The sequence below is a fragment of the Priestia sp. LL-8 genome, from assembly GCF_036227845.1.
Taxonomy (GTDB): Bacteria; Bacillota; Bacilli; order Bacillales; family Bacillaceae_H; genus Priestia; species Priestia zanthoxyli.
Genome location: NZ_JAZAQH010000001.1, coordinates 4,343,503 through 4,361,621, shown reverse-complemented (window position 1 = coordinate 4,361,621; position 18,119 = coordinate 4,343,503). Strand labels below are relative to the sequence as shown.

The window sequence follows — 18,119 nt, the reverse complement described above, 5'->3', positions numbered from 1 at the left end:
CTTATATTGTTGATGTTTATCATAAACTGAGGAATTGTCGTTTTAAGACAATTCCTTTTGTATTGTTGCCAAAAACTCGTAACACCTTTACGATAGAAATTGTATTTTGTTTATCAATAACTATACATAATCAATATAGATGAATAAAAAAAGAGGAGCGTATATACGTTGGCAGTTGATAGCTTAAAAAGTATTACCAAAAATAATATAGCCCCCGTTTACTTAATACATGGGGTTAATGCATTTATGAGTAAAAAGATTAGAGATAAAATCGTCGACTATACGTTGAATGAAGAAGATAAAGAATTTAACTTGTCACTATACGATTTAGAAGAGACATCGATTGATCAAGTTCTAGAAGATGCTGAAACGCTTCCTTTTTTAGGAGACAAGCGTGTAGTGGTTGCGAAAAATGCAGCATTTTTAACGGCTGAAAAATCAAAAGATAAAGTCGAGCATGATCTGGCAAAACTTCAGCAATATGTCGAACAGCCCCCGTCTTTTTCAACGTTAATTCTTCTAGCCCCTTATGAAAAGCTGGATGAAAGAAAAAAAATAACAAAATTATTAAAAAAACAAGCAGCTTACATCGAAGCGAACGAATTTGGTGAAAAAGAAATGAAGCAGTGGATTCATAATTTACTTTCAAAAGATGCAGTGAATATGGATGAAGATGCTGAAACACTGCTTATTCAGCTTGTGGGTCTTAATGTAACGCTTGTGACAAATGAAATTGAAAAAATGGTGTTATACGTTGGACAAGGAGGAGTCATCACAAAAGAAGTTGTGCTTAAGCTTGTGGCAAAAACGCTTGAACAAAACGTATTTACGCTTATTGACGCTGTTATTCAGCGAAAGGTTTCTATCGCTTTAAATATGTATCAGGATTTGCTGCGTAACAACGAAGAGCCTATTAAAATTTTATCTTTGTTAGCGACGCAGTTTCGTTTGATTTATCATACGAAGCAGCTGTCTAGTCAAGGATACGGTCAGCAGCAAATTGCTCAAACGATTAAGGTTCATCCGTTTCGGGTGAAAATTGCTTTGCAGCAGAGCAGAAGCTTTGAGGAACAGCAGCTTAAAGAAATTTTAAAGGATTTAGCAGAGGCAGATTATGAAATGAAGACGGGGAAAATGGATAAAGCGCTTATTTTACAGCTATTTTTATTAAAAAGAGCGCAATAAAAAAACGATCCTAATGGGATCGTTTTTGTCTCAATTATGCAGATAAACCGTTAAGTTTTACTGCTAAGCGAGATTTTTGACGAGCTGCAGCATTTTTGTGGATAATACCAGATTGTGCGGCTTTGTCTAATTTTTTAGAAGCAACAGCAAATGCTGCTTTTGCGTTATCTACATCGTTGTTTTCAACTAAAGCTTCAAAGTTTTTGATTGCAGTACGCATAGCTGATTTAGCTTGAATGTTATGAGCACGGCGAGCTTCAGTAGTTTTTACACGTTTGATAGCTGATTTAATGTTTGGCATCCGTTTCACCTCCCGAAATGATAACAATCGAGATTATATAGAACTCGACATTCTTCACAATAAGAACAAAAGATATTTTATCAAACACAAGGACAGAATGCAATAGCCTTGACAAGGAATTTTATATGACAGACCTCTCTTTAAAAGCTTGTAGCTGATATTGCGCCCTTCCTTCTACTTTTCATTTCTTAAATGCATGAATCTGCCAGTCCTCGGTGACAATAATTTCAACAAAGATTGTCTAGGAGGTTAAGAAATGGAAAAAGAACTTGATTTAAGTCAATATAGCGTGCGCACGGATTTAGCTGTCGAAGCAAAAGATATAGCGTTAGAAAATCAGCCTAAACCGAATAACCAGTCAGAAATCAAAGGCGTAATTGTAAAAGAAAAAGAAGAACAAGGTGTCAAAATTTCAATGGTAGAAATTACGGAAGAGGGCGCAGAAGCAATCGGTAAGAAAAAAGGCCGATATGTAACCCTCGAATCGGTAGGCATTCGCGAGCAGGATACTGAAAAGCAAGAGGCCATGGAAGAAGTATTTGCTAAAGAGCTGAATTTTTTTATTAAAAGCCTCAACATTCCAGATGATGCTAGCTGTCTTGTAGTGGGCCTTGGAAACTTAAGTGTTACACCAGATGCGCTTGGACCAAAGGCAGTAGATAATTTGTTGATTACAAGACATTTGTTTGAGCTACAGCCTGAAAGCGTGCAAGATGGCTTTAGACCCGTTAGCGCCATTGTTCCGGGAGTAATGGGAATGACGGGTATTGAGACAAGTGATATTATCTTTGGCGTTGTAAAGAAAGTGAATCCAGATTTTATCATTGCAATCGATGCACTGGCCGCTCGTTCGATTGAACGGGTAAATGCTACCATTCAAATTTCAGATTCAGGTATTCATCCAGGGTCTGGGGTTGGAAACAAACGCAAAGAAATCAGTTATGAAACACTTGGCATTCCAGTTATTGCAATAGGTATTCCAACGGTAGTGGATGCTGTTTCCATTACAAGCGATACAATTGACTTTATCTTAAAACATTTCGGCCGAGAAATGAAAGAGCAGGGAAAGCCGTCTAAGTCGCTGCTTCCGTCCGGTATGACGTTTGGAGAAAAAAAGAAGCTCACCGAGGATGATTTACCCAACGAAGAGCAGCGTCAAACGTATCTCGGTATGATTGGCACCCTTCCCGATGAAGAGAAAAGACGTCTTATTCATGAAGTGCTTGCACCTTTAGGCCATAATTTGATGGTTACACCAAAAGAAGTGGATATGTTTATTGAAGATATGGCTAATGTAGTTGCAGGAGGACTTAACGCTGCTTTGCATCATGAAGTGGATCAAGAGAACTTTGGGGCATATACTCATTAATACGCTTTTAGATGAATGAGTTCTTCAGAATATAGTCATAATGGTTAGTACTACAGAAGATAAAGAAGTAAGGGGCCTAATAATATGATTAAATTTACTTTAAAATCAGTAGTGCTAACCATTTTTTTACTGTGCGTCGTATTTTTAGGGATGCAGACGGCTCAGCAAGGGTTGATTAAAATGAAGGGATATAATGATCCTTCGATTGAACATGTTATTAATGTGTCTAAAACGTCAGATGGTCAGGTGGAAGCTGCTGTTTTAGGTTCAAAAAAAGTCGTGAACATTGATGAAAAACAGCAGTTTTTAGAAAAACGAAAGGCTTTTAACTTTTTCTCCTCGCTAGGTCAAAGTCTAGCGGAAGGCGTGAAAAGTACAATAGGAAAAGCTTTTAAGGCTATCCATCATCTTCTTAATTAAAAGCAGAATCTCTTTCTGCTTTTTTGTATGGAAAAATCCCCAATGGAATGCTTATTGAATGTTGACGAATGTGTTGTTATAATTTAATTTAGTGTATTTTGCCGATTTTCAGTAGGAGTGAAAAAAATATGGATAGAGAAGCAAGATTGAAACGACAATCGAAAATCAGAAACTTTTCGATTATTGCTCATATAGACCACGGTAAGTCAACATTAGCAGACCGTATTTTAGAAAAAACAAATGCGTTAACACAGCGAGAAATGAAAGCTCAGCTTTTGGATTCGATGGATTTAGAACGTGAACGTGGAATTACCATTAAATTAAATGCTGTGCAGCTTCAATACAAAGCAAAAGATGGAGAAGAGTATACTTTTCATCTAATTGATACACCGGGACACGTCGATTTTACATATGAAGTGTCGCGAAGTTTAGCCGCGTGTGAAGGTGCTATTCTAGTAGTAGATGCAGCTCAAGGTATTGAAGCTCAAACATTAGCAAACGTATATTTAGCGCTTGATAACAACCTTGAAATTTTACCTGTCATTAATAAAATTGACCTGCCGAGCGCAGAGCCAGAGCGAGTGCGCCAAGAGGTTGAAGACGTAATTGGATTAGATGCGTCAGAAGCTGTATTAGCTTCAGCTAAAGCAGGAATTGGAATCGAAGAGATTTTAGAACAAATTGTTGAAAAAGTTCCTGCTCCTGAAGGGGATCCAGATGCACCGCTTCAAGCACTAATCTTTGATTCATTTTATGATGCATACCGAGGTGTAGTTGCATCTATTCGTATCGTACAGGGACGAGTAAAAGTAGGCGACAAAATTAAAATGATGGCAACAGGAAAAGAGTTTGAGGTAACGGAGCTAGGTGTGTTAACGCCAAAAGCCGTGGCTAAAGATGAACTTTCTGTTGGGGACGTAGGGTTTTTAACAGCAGCTATTAAAAACGTTGGAGATACGCGAGTAGGGGACACGATCACTCTTGCTAAAAACGGAGCAAGTGAACCTCTTCCTGGTTATCGTCGTCTGAATCCAATGGTATACTGCGGACTGTATCCAATTGATACAGCGAAGTATAACGATCTTCGTGAAGCACTAGAAAAGTTAGAGCTAAATGACTCTGCACTTCAGTTTGAACCAGAGACGTCTCAGGCCTTAGGGTTTGGTTTCCGATGTGGATTCTTAGGGTTGCTTCACATGGAAATTATTCAAGAGCGTATTGAGCGCGAATTTAAAATTGATTTAATTACAACAGCTCCAAGCGTTATTTATGACGTGTATTTAACAGACGAGACTCATCTGTCTGTAGATAACCCGTCTAATATGCCGGACCCACAAAAGATTGAACGCGTAGAAGAACCGTATGTGAAGGCAACGATGATGGTACCAAACGATTATGTTGGTGCTGTGATGGAGCTTTGTCAGAAGAAGCGAGGCAACTTTATTGATATGCAGTACTTGGATGCTAATCGCGTCAGTATTGTGTATGAAATTCCGCTAGCGGAAATTGTATATGATTTCTTTGATCAATTAAAATCAAATACAAAAGGATATGCGTCATTCGATTACGAGCTTATTGGATATCAGCCTTCGAAGCTTGTGAAGATGGATATTCTCTTAAATGGTGAAACGGTCGATGCGCTGTCGTTTATCGTACACAGAGATTCAGCTTACGATCGTGGTAAAGTCATCGTAGAAAAGCTTAAAGAGCTTATTCCACGTCAACAGTTCGAAGTGCCGATTCAAGCGGCAATCGGTCAAAAAATTGTGGCGCGTTCAACAATTAAAGCCATTCGTAAAAACGTTTTAGCAAAATGTTACGGAGGAGATATCTCTCGTAAACGTAAACTTCTTGAAAAACAAAAAGAAGGTAAGAAACGTATGAAGCAGGTCGGATCGGTTGAAGTACCGCAGGAAGCATTTATGGCTGTGCTTCGCATGGACGAAGATTAATAGCTGAAATTCTATTATTTAACATGTCGAATTAGTTTTGAAAATGAAGCTAATCTGATACGATAGTAAAGAGTTTTGAGCGCCGTAAATAAGTGTGAACGAACATAGATAAAAATACCGCAGAGAGACTCTGCGGTATTTTTATCATTTATAAATGTGATTGAGGTGAAAGTCCATGGTGAAGGCAGCATATCTGCATATCCCGTTTTGTCATCATATTTGTCACTATTGTGACTTTAATAAAGTGTTTTTCAAAAATCAGCCTGTTATGCCATATTTAAAAAGCATGCGGGAAGAAATGAAACAAACAGTGGAACGTTATCCAACAACCAATTTAAACACAATATTCGTTGGAGGCGGCACGCCCACAGCGTTAGATGAACAGCAGCTAGAGTATTTTTTAGAATCCATTCGTATGTATCTTCCTTATGACGAAAAAGGTGAGTTTACATTTGAAGCGAATCCGAATGAATTGACAAAGGAAAAGCTTCAGCTTCTTCATGATTATGGCGTGAATCGTTTAAGCATTGGTGTACAAACGTTTAATGAAAGATTATTGGAGAAAATTGGACGTGTGCATTCAAATAGACAGGTATTTGATTGTGTTGAGCAAGCGAGAAAGATTGGAATGTCGAATATAAGCTTAGACTTAATTTATAGCCTGCCGGAACAAACAGTAGCTGATTTCTCTTCTACGCTTCAAACCGCTTTTTCATTAGAGGTAGAGCACATGTCTGCCTATTCGTTAATTATTGAACCTAAAACCGTATTTTATAATTTAATGAATAAAGGAAAGCTGCCTCTTCCTGCTCAAGAAGAAGAAGCAGCCATGTATGAGCTGCTCATGAAAGAAATGGACAAACAAGGTTTTCATCAATATGAAATCAGTAATTTCGCAAAGTCAGGCTACGAGAGTATTCATAATCTAACATATTGGAACAACGAAGATTATTACGGAATTGGGGCAGGCGCACATAGCTATATAGACGGAATAAGACGAGCAAATATTGGACCATTAAAAAAGTACATTGATTCGGTCGAGCAAAACGGAAATGCATATCTCAATGAAGTGAGCGTGACCGAGGCTGAAAAAATGGAAGAAGAAATGTTTTTGGGCCTTCGTAAAACAAAAGGAGTCTCAAAAGAGGAGTTTAAGAAAAAATTCAATCGAGAATTAAAAGATGTATTTGGAGAACCTATTCAAGAATACAAAGAGAAAGGACTTTTGGGTGAAGACAATGGCTCAGTCTTTTTAACACACAATGGTCGATTTTTGGGGAATGAAGTTTTTCAAGCCTTTATTGGGATAATCTAATATCAAATCGTTGACATCGCTATAGTGATTTGGTAATTTATTATTAGATTTAGCACTCAGAGTTTTAGAGTGCTAACAGAGGTGATGAAGCGTGCTTACTGATCGACAGTTATTAATTTTACAAGTCATTATTGATGATTTCATTCGATCTGCGCAGCCGGTAGGCTCTCGAACATTATCTAAGAAAGAAGAGTTTAATTTTAGTTCGGCTACGATTCGTAATGAGATGTCAGACCTAGAAGAACTTGGATTTATTGAAAAAACTCATACTTCTTCAGGGCGCGTTCCGTCTGAGAAAGGTTATCGTTATTATGTTGATCATCTAGTGTCCCCGCAGCATTTGAAAGCAAGCGACGTCTCGACGGTACGTTCAGTATTTGCTGAACGCATTGTAGAACTGGAGCAGCTCGTTCAAAAGTCAGCGCAAATTTTATCTGATTTAACGAGTTTAACGTCCATTGTGCTAGGGCCAAAAGCGGTCAGCCATAAATTAAAACAGCTGCAGATTTTACCTTTAACGGCTCAGTCAGCTGTTGCCATTATTGTGACCGATACAGGACACGTTGAAAGTCGGACGATTACGCTGCCGAGCAGTATTCAACCTTCCGATATTGAAAAGATGGTTAACATTTTGAACGAAAAGCTCATCGGCGTTCGCATTACTGATTTACATGATAAAATGTACAAAGAAGTAGCGACGCTCTTAAAAAGCCACATTCAAGGGTATGAGCAGACGATGGATATACTCAATGATGCATTAAAGCTCAACATGAATGGCAAATTAGTAGTTGGCGGCAAAACGAATATGTTTGCTCAGCCGGAATTTCATGATCTTAATAAAATTCGCGGGCTGTTCAACATTATTGAACATGAACAGCAGTTTTATAAGCTGCTAAGCCCAAACGAGGCTGGCATACACGTGAAAATTGGTCATGAAAATAAGTTGAATGAAATGGTAGGGTGCAGCTTAATTACAGCTAGTTATTCTTTTGGTCACGAACAGCTTGGCACAATTGCTATACTGGGACCGACCCGTATGGAATATGCGCGTGTGATTAGTTTGCTTACACTGCTATCATCAGATATGTCTCAAGTGTTAACAAACTTGTATAAAGAATAAAGGAATCGGGTGGAATATATTACTTCCATCCTTTCCCTGTGATAAAATAAAAATCGTTGTTTAAAATGTGAAAATGTGTGTAAACATTTAAGGGAGGTGAATGAATTGTCAAACGAAAAGCAAGTAGAAGAACAAAACGAAGAAGTGGTTGAAGAAGTTCAAACAGAAGCTGCTGAAGCAACTGAAGCTGAAGCGTCTGAGGAAGTAAACCCTCTTCAACAAGAAAATGATCAATTAAAGCAACAGCTTGAAGAAGAAGAGAATCGCTACTTACGTCTACAAGCTGATTTCGATAATTTCCGTCGTCGTTCACGTCTCGATGCAGAAGCTGCTCAAAAATACCGTGCTCAATCATTGGTTGCGGATATTTTACCAGCACTTGATAACTTTGAACGTGCATTACAAGTTAACACAGCTGACGAACAAACCAAATCTGTGCTACAAGGTGTAGAAATGGTATACCGTCAATTGGTAGAGGCACTTCAAAAAGAAGGTGTTGAAGCAATTGAGTCAGTTGGGAAAACTTTCGATCCATACGAGCATCAGGCAGTGATGCAAGTAGAAGACGATGAATACGAACCGAACACGGTAGTAGAAGAGCTTCAAAAAGGTTACAAATTAAAAGATAAAATCATCCGCCCTGCGATGGTTAAAGTGAATCAATAACACTACATATTATGAAGGAGGTCATTGTCAATGAGTAAGATCATTGGTATCGATTTAGGTACAACTAACTCTTGTGTCGCTGTATTAGAAGGCGGCGAACCAAAAGTAATTCCAAATCCAGAAGGAAACCGTACAACGCCATCAGTTGTGGCATTCAAAAACGGTGAGCGTCAAGTTGGGGAAGTAGCGAAACGTCAAGCTATTACAAACCCTAACACAATTATTTCAGTTAAACGTCATATGGGTACAGACCATAAGGTGGAAGCTGAAGGTAAGCAATACACGCCTCAAGAAATGTCAGCTATCATTCTTCAACATTTAAAAGGTTATGCTGAAGAGTATTTAGGTGAGCCTGTAACAAAAGCTGTTATCACAGTTCCTGCTTACTTTAATGATGCTGAGCGTCAAGCAACAAAAGATGCTGGTAAAATTGCTGGTTTAGAAGTAGAGCGTATTATTAACGAGCCTACTGCAGCAGCACTTGCATACGGGTTAGAAAAAACAGATGAAGATCAAACAGTTTTAGTTTATGACCTTGGTGGCGGTACGTTTGACGTATCTATTCTAGAACTTGGCGACGGCGTATTTGAAGTTCGCGCAACTGCAGGTGACAACCGCCTTGGTGGTGACGACTTTGACCAAGTAATCATCGATTATTTAGTAGCTGAATTCAAAAAAGAAAACGGCGTTGATTTAAGCAAAGATAAAATGGCGCTTCAACGTTTAAAAGATGCGGCTGAAAAAGCGAAAAAAGATTTATCAGGCGTAACATCTACGCAAATTTCTTTACCATTTATCACTGCTGGAGAAGCTGGTCCTCTTCACTTAGAGGTATCTTTATCACGTGCTAAATTTGACGAGTTATCAGCAGGTCTTGTTGAGCGTACAATGGCTCCTGTGCGTCAAGCTTTAAAAGATGCAGGTCTTTCTGCAAGCGAACTTGATAAAGTAATCTTAGTTGGTGGTTCAACTCGTATCCCAGCGGTACAAGATGCAATCAAAAAAGAAACTGGTCAAGATCCTCATAAAGGTGTAAACCCTGATGAAGTAGTTGCACTTGGTGCAGCAATTCAAGGTGGCGTATTAACTGGTGATGTAAAAGACGTTGTATTACTAGACGTAACGCCTTTATCACTAGGTATCGAAACAATGGGTGGCGTATTTACAAAGCTAATTGAGCGTAATACGACAATTCCAACAAGTAAATCACAAGTATTCTCAACGGCTGCAGATAGCCAAACGGCTGTAGATATTCACGTTCTTCAAGGTGAGCGTCCAATGTCTGCAGACAACAAAACGCTAGGACGTTTCCAATTAACAGATATTCCTCCTGCACCACGCGGAGTACCTCAAATCGAAGTATCATTCGATATTGATAAGAACGGTATCGTAAACGTTCGTGCAAAAGATTTAGGTACAAACAAAGAGCAGGCTATTACAATTAAATCTTCAACTGGTTTATCAGATGACGAAATCGAACGCATGGTAAAAGAGGCGGAAGAAAACGCAGATGCTGATAAGCAACGTAAAGAAGAAGTGGAACTACGCAACGAAGCAGATCAATTAGTGTTTACAACTGAAAAAACATTAAAAGATCTTGAAGGAAAAGTAGAAGAAGCTGAAGTAACAAAAGCTAACGAAGCAAAAGATGCTTTAAAAGCTGCGATTGAAAAGAATGACCTTGAAGAAATCAAAGCGAAAAAAGATGAGCTTCAAGAAATCGTTCAAGCGTTAACTGTAAAATTGTATGAGCAAGCTCAACAAGCTCAGCAAGCAGGTGAACAAGGCGCTCAAAATGATGATGTTGTAGATGCAGAGTTTGAAGAAGTAAACGACGACAAAAAATAATGCATCTTGACGACTAACGTGAATGACGCCATGGTGCGATTCACATCTTTTTAAAAAGTCAAAGTCAAGCTTATTTCTTGGCTTTGACTTTTTTAACGTGGAAAAGCGAAAGGGAAAGTTTTTCTCTTGGCTCTCTGCGTGCATGAGAGCAATAGAAAGTAACTTTTATGTTGCTATGGAATTATTAATAATGATACAATTACGTTTATGTGAAACGATTCGGGAGTGAGTATTGATGAGTAAGCGAGATTACTATGAAGTACTCGGTATCAGTAAGAGCGCTACAAAAGATGAGATAAAAAAAGCATACCGCAAGCTTTCTAAACAATATCATCCAGATATTAACAAAGCGGAAGATGCTGCTGACAAATTTAAAGAAGTAAAAGAAGCATATGAAGTATTGAGTGATGACCAAAAAAAAGCACAATACGATCAATTTGGTCATACTGATCCAAATCAAGGCTTTGGCGGCTTTGGTGGAGGCGGCTCAGACTTTGGCGGCTTCGGCTTTGAAGATATTTTCAGCTCGATCTTTGGTGGTGGTGGTCGCAGACGTGACCCTAATGCTCCGAGACAAGGTGCCGATTTACAATACACGATGACACTTTCTTTTGAAGAAGCTGTTTTCGGAAAAGAAACAACAATTGAAATTCCACGTGAAGAAACGTGTGAAACATGTCACGGTTCAGGTGCAAAACCTGGAACAAAAGTCGATACATGTTCGCACTGTAATGGTTCAGGCCAGTTAAACGTTGAACAAAACACGCCGTTTGGCCGCGTGGTAAATCGACGTGCGTGTCATCATTGTAATGGTACGGGAAAAATCATTAAAGACAAATGTGCAACGTGCCACGGTGACGGTAAAGTAACAAAGCGACGTAAAATTAATGTTAAAATTCCAGCTGGTGTAGATGATGGTCAACAGCTGCGCGTTAGTGCTCAAGGAGAACCAGGGGTAAATGGTGGTCCTCCGGGAGATTTATACGTAGTGTTCCACGTGCGCACTCATGAATTCTTTGAACGTGATGGAGACGATATCTACTGCGAAATGCCTTTAACGTTTGCTCAGGCAGCGCTAGGTGATGAAGTAGAAGTGCCAACTCTACACGGCAAGGTGAAGCTGAAGATTCCTGCTGGTACACAAACGGGGACGAAATTCCGTTTAAAAGGAAAAGGTGTGGCAAACGTACGAGGATATGGTCAAGGAGATCAGCATATTCACGTTCGCGTTGTAACGCCAACAAAAATATCAGAAAAACAAAAACAATTATTGCGTGAGTTCGCTGAACTGAGCGGTCAAGAAGCCGTTGATGAGCAGCATGATTCCTTTTTTGCAAAAGTAAAACGAGCAATTAAAGGAGAATAATTGTCTTTCATAGTAAACAGAGACAGGTTGGTAAAGGTACTTTGCCAACCTGTCATCTGTCATGTTCATATTTAAAATCCTATATTACTGAAGGCAGAAAGGATGAAGTTGGTAGCAATGAAATGGTCTGAAATTTGTATTCATACAGCGCAAGAAGCAATTGAACCCATCTCTCATATTTTACATGAATCAGGAGCTAGCGGGGTAGTCATTGAAGATCCTGCTGATTTAGTGAAGGACAGAGATACAACTTTTGGTGAAATCTATGATTTAAACGTAGAAGACTACCCAGAGGAAGGTGTAGTGATTAAAGCATACCTTCCAGTTAACAGCTTTTTAGCAGAAACTGTGGATGGTATTAAAAAAGAAATTAATGGACTGCTTGTTTACGATTTTGATTTAGGAGCTAACAAAGTTACGATCAGTGAAGTGAACGAGGAAGAGTGGGCCACTGCTTGGAAAAAATATTACCACCCCGTGAAAATTTCAGAGCGTTTTACGATTGTACCAACTTGGGAAAACTATGAAAAAGTAAGCACAGATGAATTAATTATCGAGCTTGATCCTGGAATGGCTTTTGGTACAGGTACGCATCCAACGACGGTTATGTCTCTTCAAGCATTGGAAAGAACAGTGAAAGCAGGAGATACTGTTATTGATGTGGGTACAGGTTCAGGCGTGCTAAGTATCGGTGCAGCTCTGTTAGGAGCAAGCGATATACAAGCTCTAGACCTTGATGAAGTAGCCGTACGTTCTGCCCGGGAAAATATTGAACTGAATCAAGTTGGAAATATCGTAACAGTAGGTCAAAACAACTTATTGCAAGGTATAGAAGGACCGGTTGACATTGTTGTGGCGAATATTCTTGCTGAGGTAATCGTTCGTTTTGTAGACGATGCTGCAAAGGTATTAAAGCCAGGAGGCATGTTCATTACATCAGGTATTATTAGTGCGAAAAAAGAAGATGTCAAAAAAGCGTTAACGGGAGCGGGCTTTGTTATTCAAGAAGTAACGCTTATGGAAGACTGGGTAGCAATTATTGCGCAAAAACAAGCTTAACAAGTGAGAAGGTGTCAAGATGCAACGTTATTTTCTGCCAAATGATCAATTTCAAGAGCAAAGTGTCATAGTGACACATGATGATGCCCATCATATCTCACGCGTCATGAGAATGAATGAAGGATCACAGTTTATTGCCTGTAATGAACAGGGGCAAGCTGCATTGTGTGAAATTGAAAATATTTCCGCTAACGAAGTGAAAGCATCTATTATAGAATGGATAAGCGAAGAAAAAGAGCTTCCAGTCCATGTTACAATTGTGAACGGTCTGCCTAAAGGGGATAAGCTCGAGCTTATTATCCAAAAAGGGACAGAACTTGGGGCATATAAGTTTATCCCTTTTATTGCGGCTCGTTCAGTTGTTAAATGGGATGATAAAAAGAGTCAAAAAAAATTAGATCGCTGGAACAAGATTGCTAAAGAGGCTGCAGAACAATCTCATCGTACGATTGTACCAGCAGTAGAAGCCCCAATTTCTTTTAAAAAACTAGTAGAAATTAGCGGTGATTATACTCATAAAGTTGTAGCCTATGAAGAAAGAGCAAAGCAAGGAGAAACATCTCATCTACACGCTGTTCTTTCAGCTTTAAAACCCGGCAATTCCGTGCTTGTGGTTGTAGGCCCCGAGGGTGGTTTGACCGAGCAGGAAGTAGAAGTATTAGAAGAAAATGAATTTACAATAAGCGGATTTGGTCCGCGAATTTTACGAGCAGAAACAGCTCCTTTATATGCGCTGTCTGCTATATCTTATCAAACTGAGTTAATGAGGTGACGATTATGTCAACAGTTGCTTTTCACACGCTAGGGTGTAAAGTAAATCACTATGAAACAGAAGCAATTTGGCAATTGTTCAAAGGCCAAGGCTATGAGCGTGTTGAATACGAACAAACTGCCGATGTATATGTAATTAATACATGTACGGTAACAAATACAGGAGATAAAAAAAGCCGTCAAGTTATTCGCAGAGCTGTGCGAAAAAATCCAGATGCGGTTATTTGTGTAACTGGGTGTTATGCTCAAACTTCGCCAGCTGAAATTATGGCCATTCCTGGTGTTGATATCGTAGTAGGTACACAAGATCGCGTTAAGATGCTTGATTATATTGAACAATTTAAAAAAGAGCGTCAACCGATTAATGGTGTAGGAAACATTATGAAAACACGCGTATATGAAGAGCTAGATGTACCGGCATTTACAGACCGTACGCGTGCGTCGTTAAAAATTCAAGAAGGCTGTAACAACTTCTGTACATTCTGTATTATTCCATGGGCTCGCGGTTTAATGCGATCTCGTGATCCTAAAGAAGTCGTAGCACAAGCACAGCAGCTAGTGGATGCAGGCTATAAAGAAATCGTGTTAACAGGTATTCACACTGGCGGATACGGAGAAGACATGAAAGATTACAATCTTGCACAGCTTCTTCGTGATTTAGAGTCGCAAGTAAAAGGATTAAAACGCATTCGTATTTCGTCAATTGAGGCAAGCCAAATTACGGACGAAGTGATTGAGGTACTAGATCAATCAGAAATGGTTGTACGTCATTTGCATATTCCTCTTCAATCAGGTTCAAATACGGTATTGAAGCGCATGCGTCGTAAGTATACAATGGAGTTCTTTGGTGAGCGCTTAAACCGTCTGAAAGAAGCTCTTCCTGGATTAGCGATTACATCAGATGTTATTGTCGGCTTCCCAGGTGAGACAGAAGAAGAGTTTATGGAGACGTATAACTTTATTAAAGAGCACGGTTTTTCAGAGCTTCACGTATTCCCGTATTCTAAACGTACAGGTACGCCAGCAGCTCGTATGACCGACCAAATTGATGAAGAAGTAAAAAATGAACGTGTGCATCGTTTAATTGAACTTTCAAATCAATTGGCAAAAGAATATGCTTCAACGTTTGAAGGAGAAGTACTAGAAGTAATTCCGGAAGAAAAATATAAAGAAGATCCTGAAAGTGGTTTATATGTAGGGTATACTGATAACTACTTAAAGGTTGTGTTTAAAGCGTCTGAAGAAATGGTTGGAAAGCTTGTAAAAGTTAAAATTTCAAAAGCTGGATATCCTTACAATGAAGGTGAGTTTGTTCGCGTGCTAGATGAGGTTCATCTTCAAGATCAGGTGAAAATGAGCTCATAACACTTATTGAAAAGCTGCGTGTTTACGCAGCTTTTTTCATACGTATAAAAAAGCTGAACGAGTAATGTTTTATCAAGAAAGTTCATAAAATAAAGGGGGAATAACTGCATTACTTTATGTAAAGCGGTTGACCTTAAGGAATCATTATATTATAATTGCAAAAGACATGTCTAACATGTCATTTCATTATGATGTTAGTGGTTTTGTTCGGAGGGAGGGAATTAGAATGTCAAGAACAGTTGTTCGTAAAAACGAATCGCTTGAAGATGCTCTTCGTCGCTTCAAACGTTCAGTTTCAAAAACTGGTACGTTACAAGAAGCAAGAAAGCGCGAATTCTATGAAAAGCCTAGCGTAAAGCGTAAGAAGAAATCTGAAGCTGCTAGAAAACGCAAGTTCTAATAAGAGGGTGGATTTATGAGTCTTCTCGAGCGTTTAAATAGTGATATGAAACAAGCGATGAAAAACAAAGAGAAAGAGAAGCTTGGGGTCATTCGTATGGTCAAAGCATCTCTTCAAAACGAAGCCATTAAGTTAGGAACTGACCTAACTGAAGCAGACGAGTTGACGGTTATTTCTCGCGAATTCAAACAACGTAAAGACTCCCTCCATGAATTTGAGAAAGCAGGTCGTCAAGATCTTGTTGATAAAATTCATTCTGAATTAGCGGTTTTAGAAGTTTACGCTCCTAAACAGCTAACTGAAGAAGAGTTATCTGAAATTATTAAAACGACGATTGAAGAAACGCAGTCTTCCTCTAAAGCTGATATGGGGAAAGTTATGGGAGCGCTTATGCCGAAAGTAAAAGGCAAAGCGGATGGCTCTCTTGTTAATAAGCTTGTCCTTCAACACTTATCATAAAAAACACCTTACCTTGTGTAAGGTGTTTTTTATATGGATAACAATCGAACGTATGTTTTATTTTTCTAGTGTGAAGAATAAAATAGATAAATTTTAAAAAATTTGAAACTATTGTTAAAGTTATTCGTATATACAGATACATGCTCATACTATCTATGGAAGGAGGGAAGTGTATTCGGTGAAAACCTTATTTTCTTTCGTGTGCTTTCTTATCTTAGCCACTGGGTTATTCCCCACTATTAGCACCGCTGACGTGAAGCGCGTACACGTTATTCCTGTAAATAAAACAGTAGAAAATGGACTGCTTTCTTTTCTAAACAGATCCATTGAAGATGCGGAAAATGACGGTGCAGACTTGATTATATTGGACATAGATACTCCTGGAGGAGCTGTAGATGCAGCTTCTGAAATAGCTAAAAGCTTAACCTCAACACCTATTCCTACCGCTGCTTTTGTCGATAAAAAAGCATTATCAGCCGGAGCGTATATTGCACTTAACGCCGATCAAATTTATATGACACCCGGTTCTACAATGGGGTCGGCAGCTGTGATTGACCAACAGGGAAATGCAGCAGGAAAAAAAGCTCAGTCCTACTGGTTATCGGCTATGAAGAGCGCAGCAGAACAAAATAACCGAAACCCTGAATATGCAGAAGCGATGGCAAACACAAAGATGGTAATACCTGAGCTCAACTTAAAAGGAAACGAATTGTTGACGCTCACTCCGAAGCAAGCCGAGCAAGTTGGTTATTCAGAAGGAACTGTAAAAAATTTAGATAATCTCCTGAGCGTACTTGGCTATGAAGATGCTAAACTGACGTATGCAAAAATGAGTGTAAGTGAACAAATTGCTCGTGTTCTTACCCATCCGCTTGTTGTGCCCATTTTATTATCCATTGGTGCTTTAGGAATTGTAATTGAATTGTTTACGCCTTCATTTGGTATTGCGGGCTCTATTGGAGTAGCTTCACTTCTTTTATTTTTCTATGGTCATATGGTAGCAGGATTAGCAGGAATGGAAGCGGTCGTTTTATTTATAGCAGGAATTATACTGCTTCTGTTAGAGATTGTAGTACCAGGCGGAATTTTAGGACTACTAGGGCTTGGAGCTATCATTTTAAGTTTTTTTATGTCAACAGATAATAATGTCGAAATGGGAATTTCTCTTGTAATTGCAATAGTGGTGGCACTGGGAGGTGCGTTTGTGATGATGAAATTTTTTAAAAGAAAGCTTACACCTTTCAAAAAAATGGTGCTTAATGATTCACTTAATACCGAATCTGGTTATGTATCGAATCAAAATCGTTATGAATTAATAGGAAAACAAGGTAAAACAACAACACCGCTGCGTCCTTCAGGTACCGTGCTCATCGATGAAGAGTATGTGGATGTAGTCACTGAAGGCGGATATTTAGACAAAGATGTGTTAGTAAATATTATAAAAGTAGAGGGATCAAGGGTTGTGGTGCGGAAGCTTACAGAGCCTTTGAAAAAGGAGGACCTTAATTAATGGAAGTAGGTAGCGTATTGTTTTTTGTAGTTATTGGTCTAGCAATCATTGCTTTAGCTGTTTTTTTCACTTTTGTACCGATTATGCTATGGATTTCAGCATTAGCAGCAGGCGTTCGTATTAGTATTTTCACACTGGTCGGAATGAGACTTCGTCGAGTGATACCATCTCGCGTTGTGAACCCGTTAATTAAAGCAAGTAAAGCAGGTTTAGGTATTACCATTAATCAATTAGAAAGCCACTATTTAGCAGGCGGTAACGTTGACCGCGTGGTAAATGCGTTGATTGCAGCGCACCGAGCAAATATTGAGTTAACATTTGAGCGCGGAGCAGCTATCGACTTAGCGGGCCGTGATGTGCTCGAAGCTGTGCAAATGAGCGTTAATCCAAAAGTTATTGAAACACCTTTTATTGCAGGGGTGGCTATGGATGGAATCGAAGTCAAGGCAAAAGCCCGAATTACCGTTCGTGCAAACATTGATCGACTAGTAGGGGGAGCTGGAGAAGAAACGATTATTGCCCGTGTTGGCGAGGGGATTGTTTCCACAATTGGTTCGCAAAAAGATCACAAAAAAGTATTGGAAAATCCTGATATGATTTCTCAAACGGTGTTAGGAAAAGGGCTGGATTCAGGAACAGCGTTTGAAATCTTATCCATTGATATTGCTGACATCGATATTGGTAAAAATATTGGGGCAGTTCTTCAAACAGACCAAGCGGAAGCAGATAAAAATATTGCACAAGCAAAAGCCGAAGAACGTCGTGCCATGGCCGTTGCTCAAGAACAAGAAATGCGTGCAAAAGTAGAGGAAATGCGTGCAAAAGTAGTAGAAGCAGAAGCAGAAGTACCGTTAGCGATGGCAGAAGCACTGCGCTCTGGCAATATTGGTGTCATGGATTATATGAATATTCAAAACTTGACTGCTGATACGGATATGCGTGATTCAATTGGAAAAATGTCTAAAGAAGACGATGAGAAATAATGAATCAGCTTAACAAGGAGGTTTTCTCCT

17 protein-coding genes are annotated in these 18,119 nt (G+C 39.1%); 16 read left to right on the top strand and 1 reads right to left on the bottom strand.

What is annotated here, in order from left to right:
* The first annotated feature begins 168 nt into the window (after nt 1-168).
* Nucleotides 169-1,185 (top strand): DNA polymerase III subunit delta, encoded by a 1,017-nt coding sequence (holA, locus tag U9R83_RS22810; RefSeq protein ID WP_042991883.1) that lies wholly within the window; start codon nt 169-171, stop codon nt 1,183-1,185.
* A 34-nt stretch (nt 1,186-1,219) separates the two neighbouring features.
* Here holA and rpsT read toward each other — a convergent pair whose 3' ends face one another.
* Entirely contained in the window at nt 1,220-1,486 is a 267-nt protein-coding gene (gene rpsT / locus U9R83_RS22805; protein WP_013059249.1) for a 30S ribosomal protein S20, read from the bottom strand.
* A 256-nt stretch (nt 1,487-1,742) separates the two neighbouring features.
* Here rpsT and gpr point away from each other — a divergent pair, with 256 nt between their 5' ends.
* The 15 genes from gpr to floA all read left to right on the top strand — a co-directional run bounded on the left by gpr (nt 1,743) and on the right by floA (nt 18,089).
* Nucleotides 1,743-2,855: a GPR endopeptidase gene (gpr, locus tag U9R83_RS22800; protein WP_013059248.1), complete on the top strand. Its 1,113-nt coding sequence runs from the start codon at nt 1,743-1,745 to the stop codon at nt 2,853-2,855.
* A gap of 84 nt (nt 2,856-2,939) precedes the next feature.
* The gene (locus U9R83_RS22795; RefSeq protein ID WP_014458177.1) at nt 2,940-3,275 is read left to right on the top strand and encodes a DUF3679 domain-containing protein; all 336 of its coding nucleotides are present in this window, start codon (nt 2,940-2,942) and stop codon (nt 3,273-3,275) included.
* Nucleotides 3,276-3,403: 128 nt separating this feature from the next.
* On the top strand, nt 3,404-5,227 hold the full coding sequence (gene lepA / locus U9R83_RS22790) for a translation elongation factor 4 (protein WP_013059246.1): 1,824 nt from the start codon (nt 3,404-3,406) through the stop codon (nt 5,225-5,227).
* Nucleotides 5,228-5,402: 175 nt separating this feature from the next.
* Nucleotides 5,403-6,542 carry a radical SAM family heme chaperone HemW gene (gene hemW / locus U9R83_RS22785; RefSeq protein WP_115654928.1) on the top strand — a complete coding sequence of 380 codons (1,140 nt, stop codon included), beginning with the start codon at nt 5,403-5,405 and terminating at the stop codon, nt 6,540-6,542.
* A 91-nt stretch (nt 6,543-6,633) separates the two neighbouring features.
* On the top strand, nt 6,634-7,662 hold the full coding sequence (gene hrcA, locus U9R83_RS22780) for a heat-inducible transcriptional repressor HrcA (protein ID WP_013059244.1): 1,029 nt from the start codon (nt 6,634-6,636) through the stop codon (nt 7,660-7,662).
* A gap of 105 nt (nt 7,663-7,767) precedes the next feature.
* A complete protein-coding gene (gene grpE, locus U9R83_RS22775) occupies nt 7,768-8,328 on the top strand; it encodes a nucleotide exchange factor GrpE (RefSeq protein ID WP_028411655.1) in 561 nt (186 codons plus the stop codon).
* A 30-nt stretch (nt 8,329-8,358) separates the two neighbouring features.
* Entirely contained in the window at nt 8,359-10,176 is a 1,818-nt protein-coding gene (dnaK, locus tag U9R83_RS22770; protein WP_014458181.1) for a molecular chaperone DnaK, read from the top strand.
* Nucleotides 10,177-10,411: 235 nt separating this feature from the next.
* Nucleotides 10,412-11,542 carry a molecular chaperone DnaJ gene (gene dnaJ, locus U9R83_RS22765; RefSeq protein WP_013059241.1) on the top strand — a complete coding sequence of 377 codons (1,131 nt, stop codon included), beginning with the start codon at nt 10,412-10,414 and terminating at the stop codon, nt 11,540-11,542.
* Between the two features lie 117 nt (nt 11,543-11,659).
* Nucleotides 11,660-12,601, top strand: coding sequence for a 50S ribosomal protein L11 methyltransferase (prmA, locus tag U9R83_RS22760; RefSeq protein WP_042992417.1), 942 nt, complete (start codon nt 11,660-11,662; stop codon nt 12,599-12,601).
* A 19-nt stretch (nt 12,602-12,620) separates the two neighbouring features.
* Nucleotides 12,621-13,373, top strand: a complete 753-nt coding sequence (locus U9R83_RS22755) for a 16S rRNA (uracil(1498)-N(3))-methyltransferase (protein ID WP_014458184.1) — start codon at nt 12,621-12,623, stop codon at nt 13,371-13,373.
* A 5-nt stretch (nt 13,374-13,378) separates the two neighbouring features.
* Complete coding sequence (gene mtaB / locus U9R83_RS22750) at nt 13,379-14,737, top strand: tRNA (N(6)-L-threonylcarbamoyladenosine(37)-C(2))-methylthiotransferase MtaB (protein ID WP_013059238.1); 1,359 nt, start codon at nt 13,379-13,381, stop codon at nt 14,735-14,737.
* Between the two features lie 226 nt (nt 14,738-14,963).
* Entirely contained in the window at nt 14,964-15,137 is a 174-nt protein-coding gene (gene rpsU, locus U9R83_RS22745) for a 30S ribosomal protein S21 (RefSeq protein WP_013059237.1), read from the top strand.
* A 15-nt stretch (nt 15,138-15,152) separates the two neighbouring features.
* Nucleotides 15,153-15,596, top strand: a complete 444-nt coding sequence (locus tag U9R83_RS22740) for a GatB/YqeY domain-containing protein (protein ID WP_013059236.1) — start codon at nt 15,153-15,155, stop codon at nt 15,594-15,596.
* 178 nt (nt 15,597-15,774) lie between these two features.
* Nucleotides 15,775-17,106: an NfeD family protein gene (locus U9R83_RS22735; protein ID WP_243549948.1), complete on the top strand. Its 1,332-nt coding sequence runs from the start codon at nt 15,775-15,777 to the stop codon at nt 17,104-17,106.
* Entirely contained in the window at nt 17,106-18,089 is a 984-nt protein-coding gene (gene floA / locus U9R83_RS22730; protein ID WP_013059234.1) for a flotillin-like protein FloA, read from the top strand. Before U9R83_RS22735 ends, floA begins: the two co-directional genes overlap by 1 nt.
* Nucleotides 18,090-18,119 lie beyond the last annotated feature (30 nt).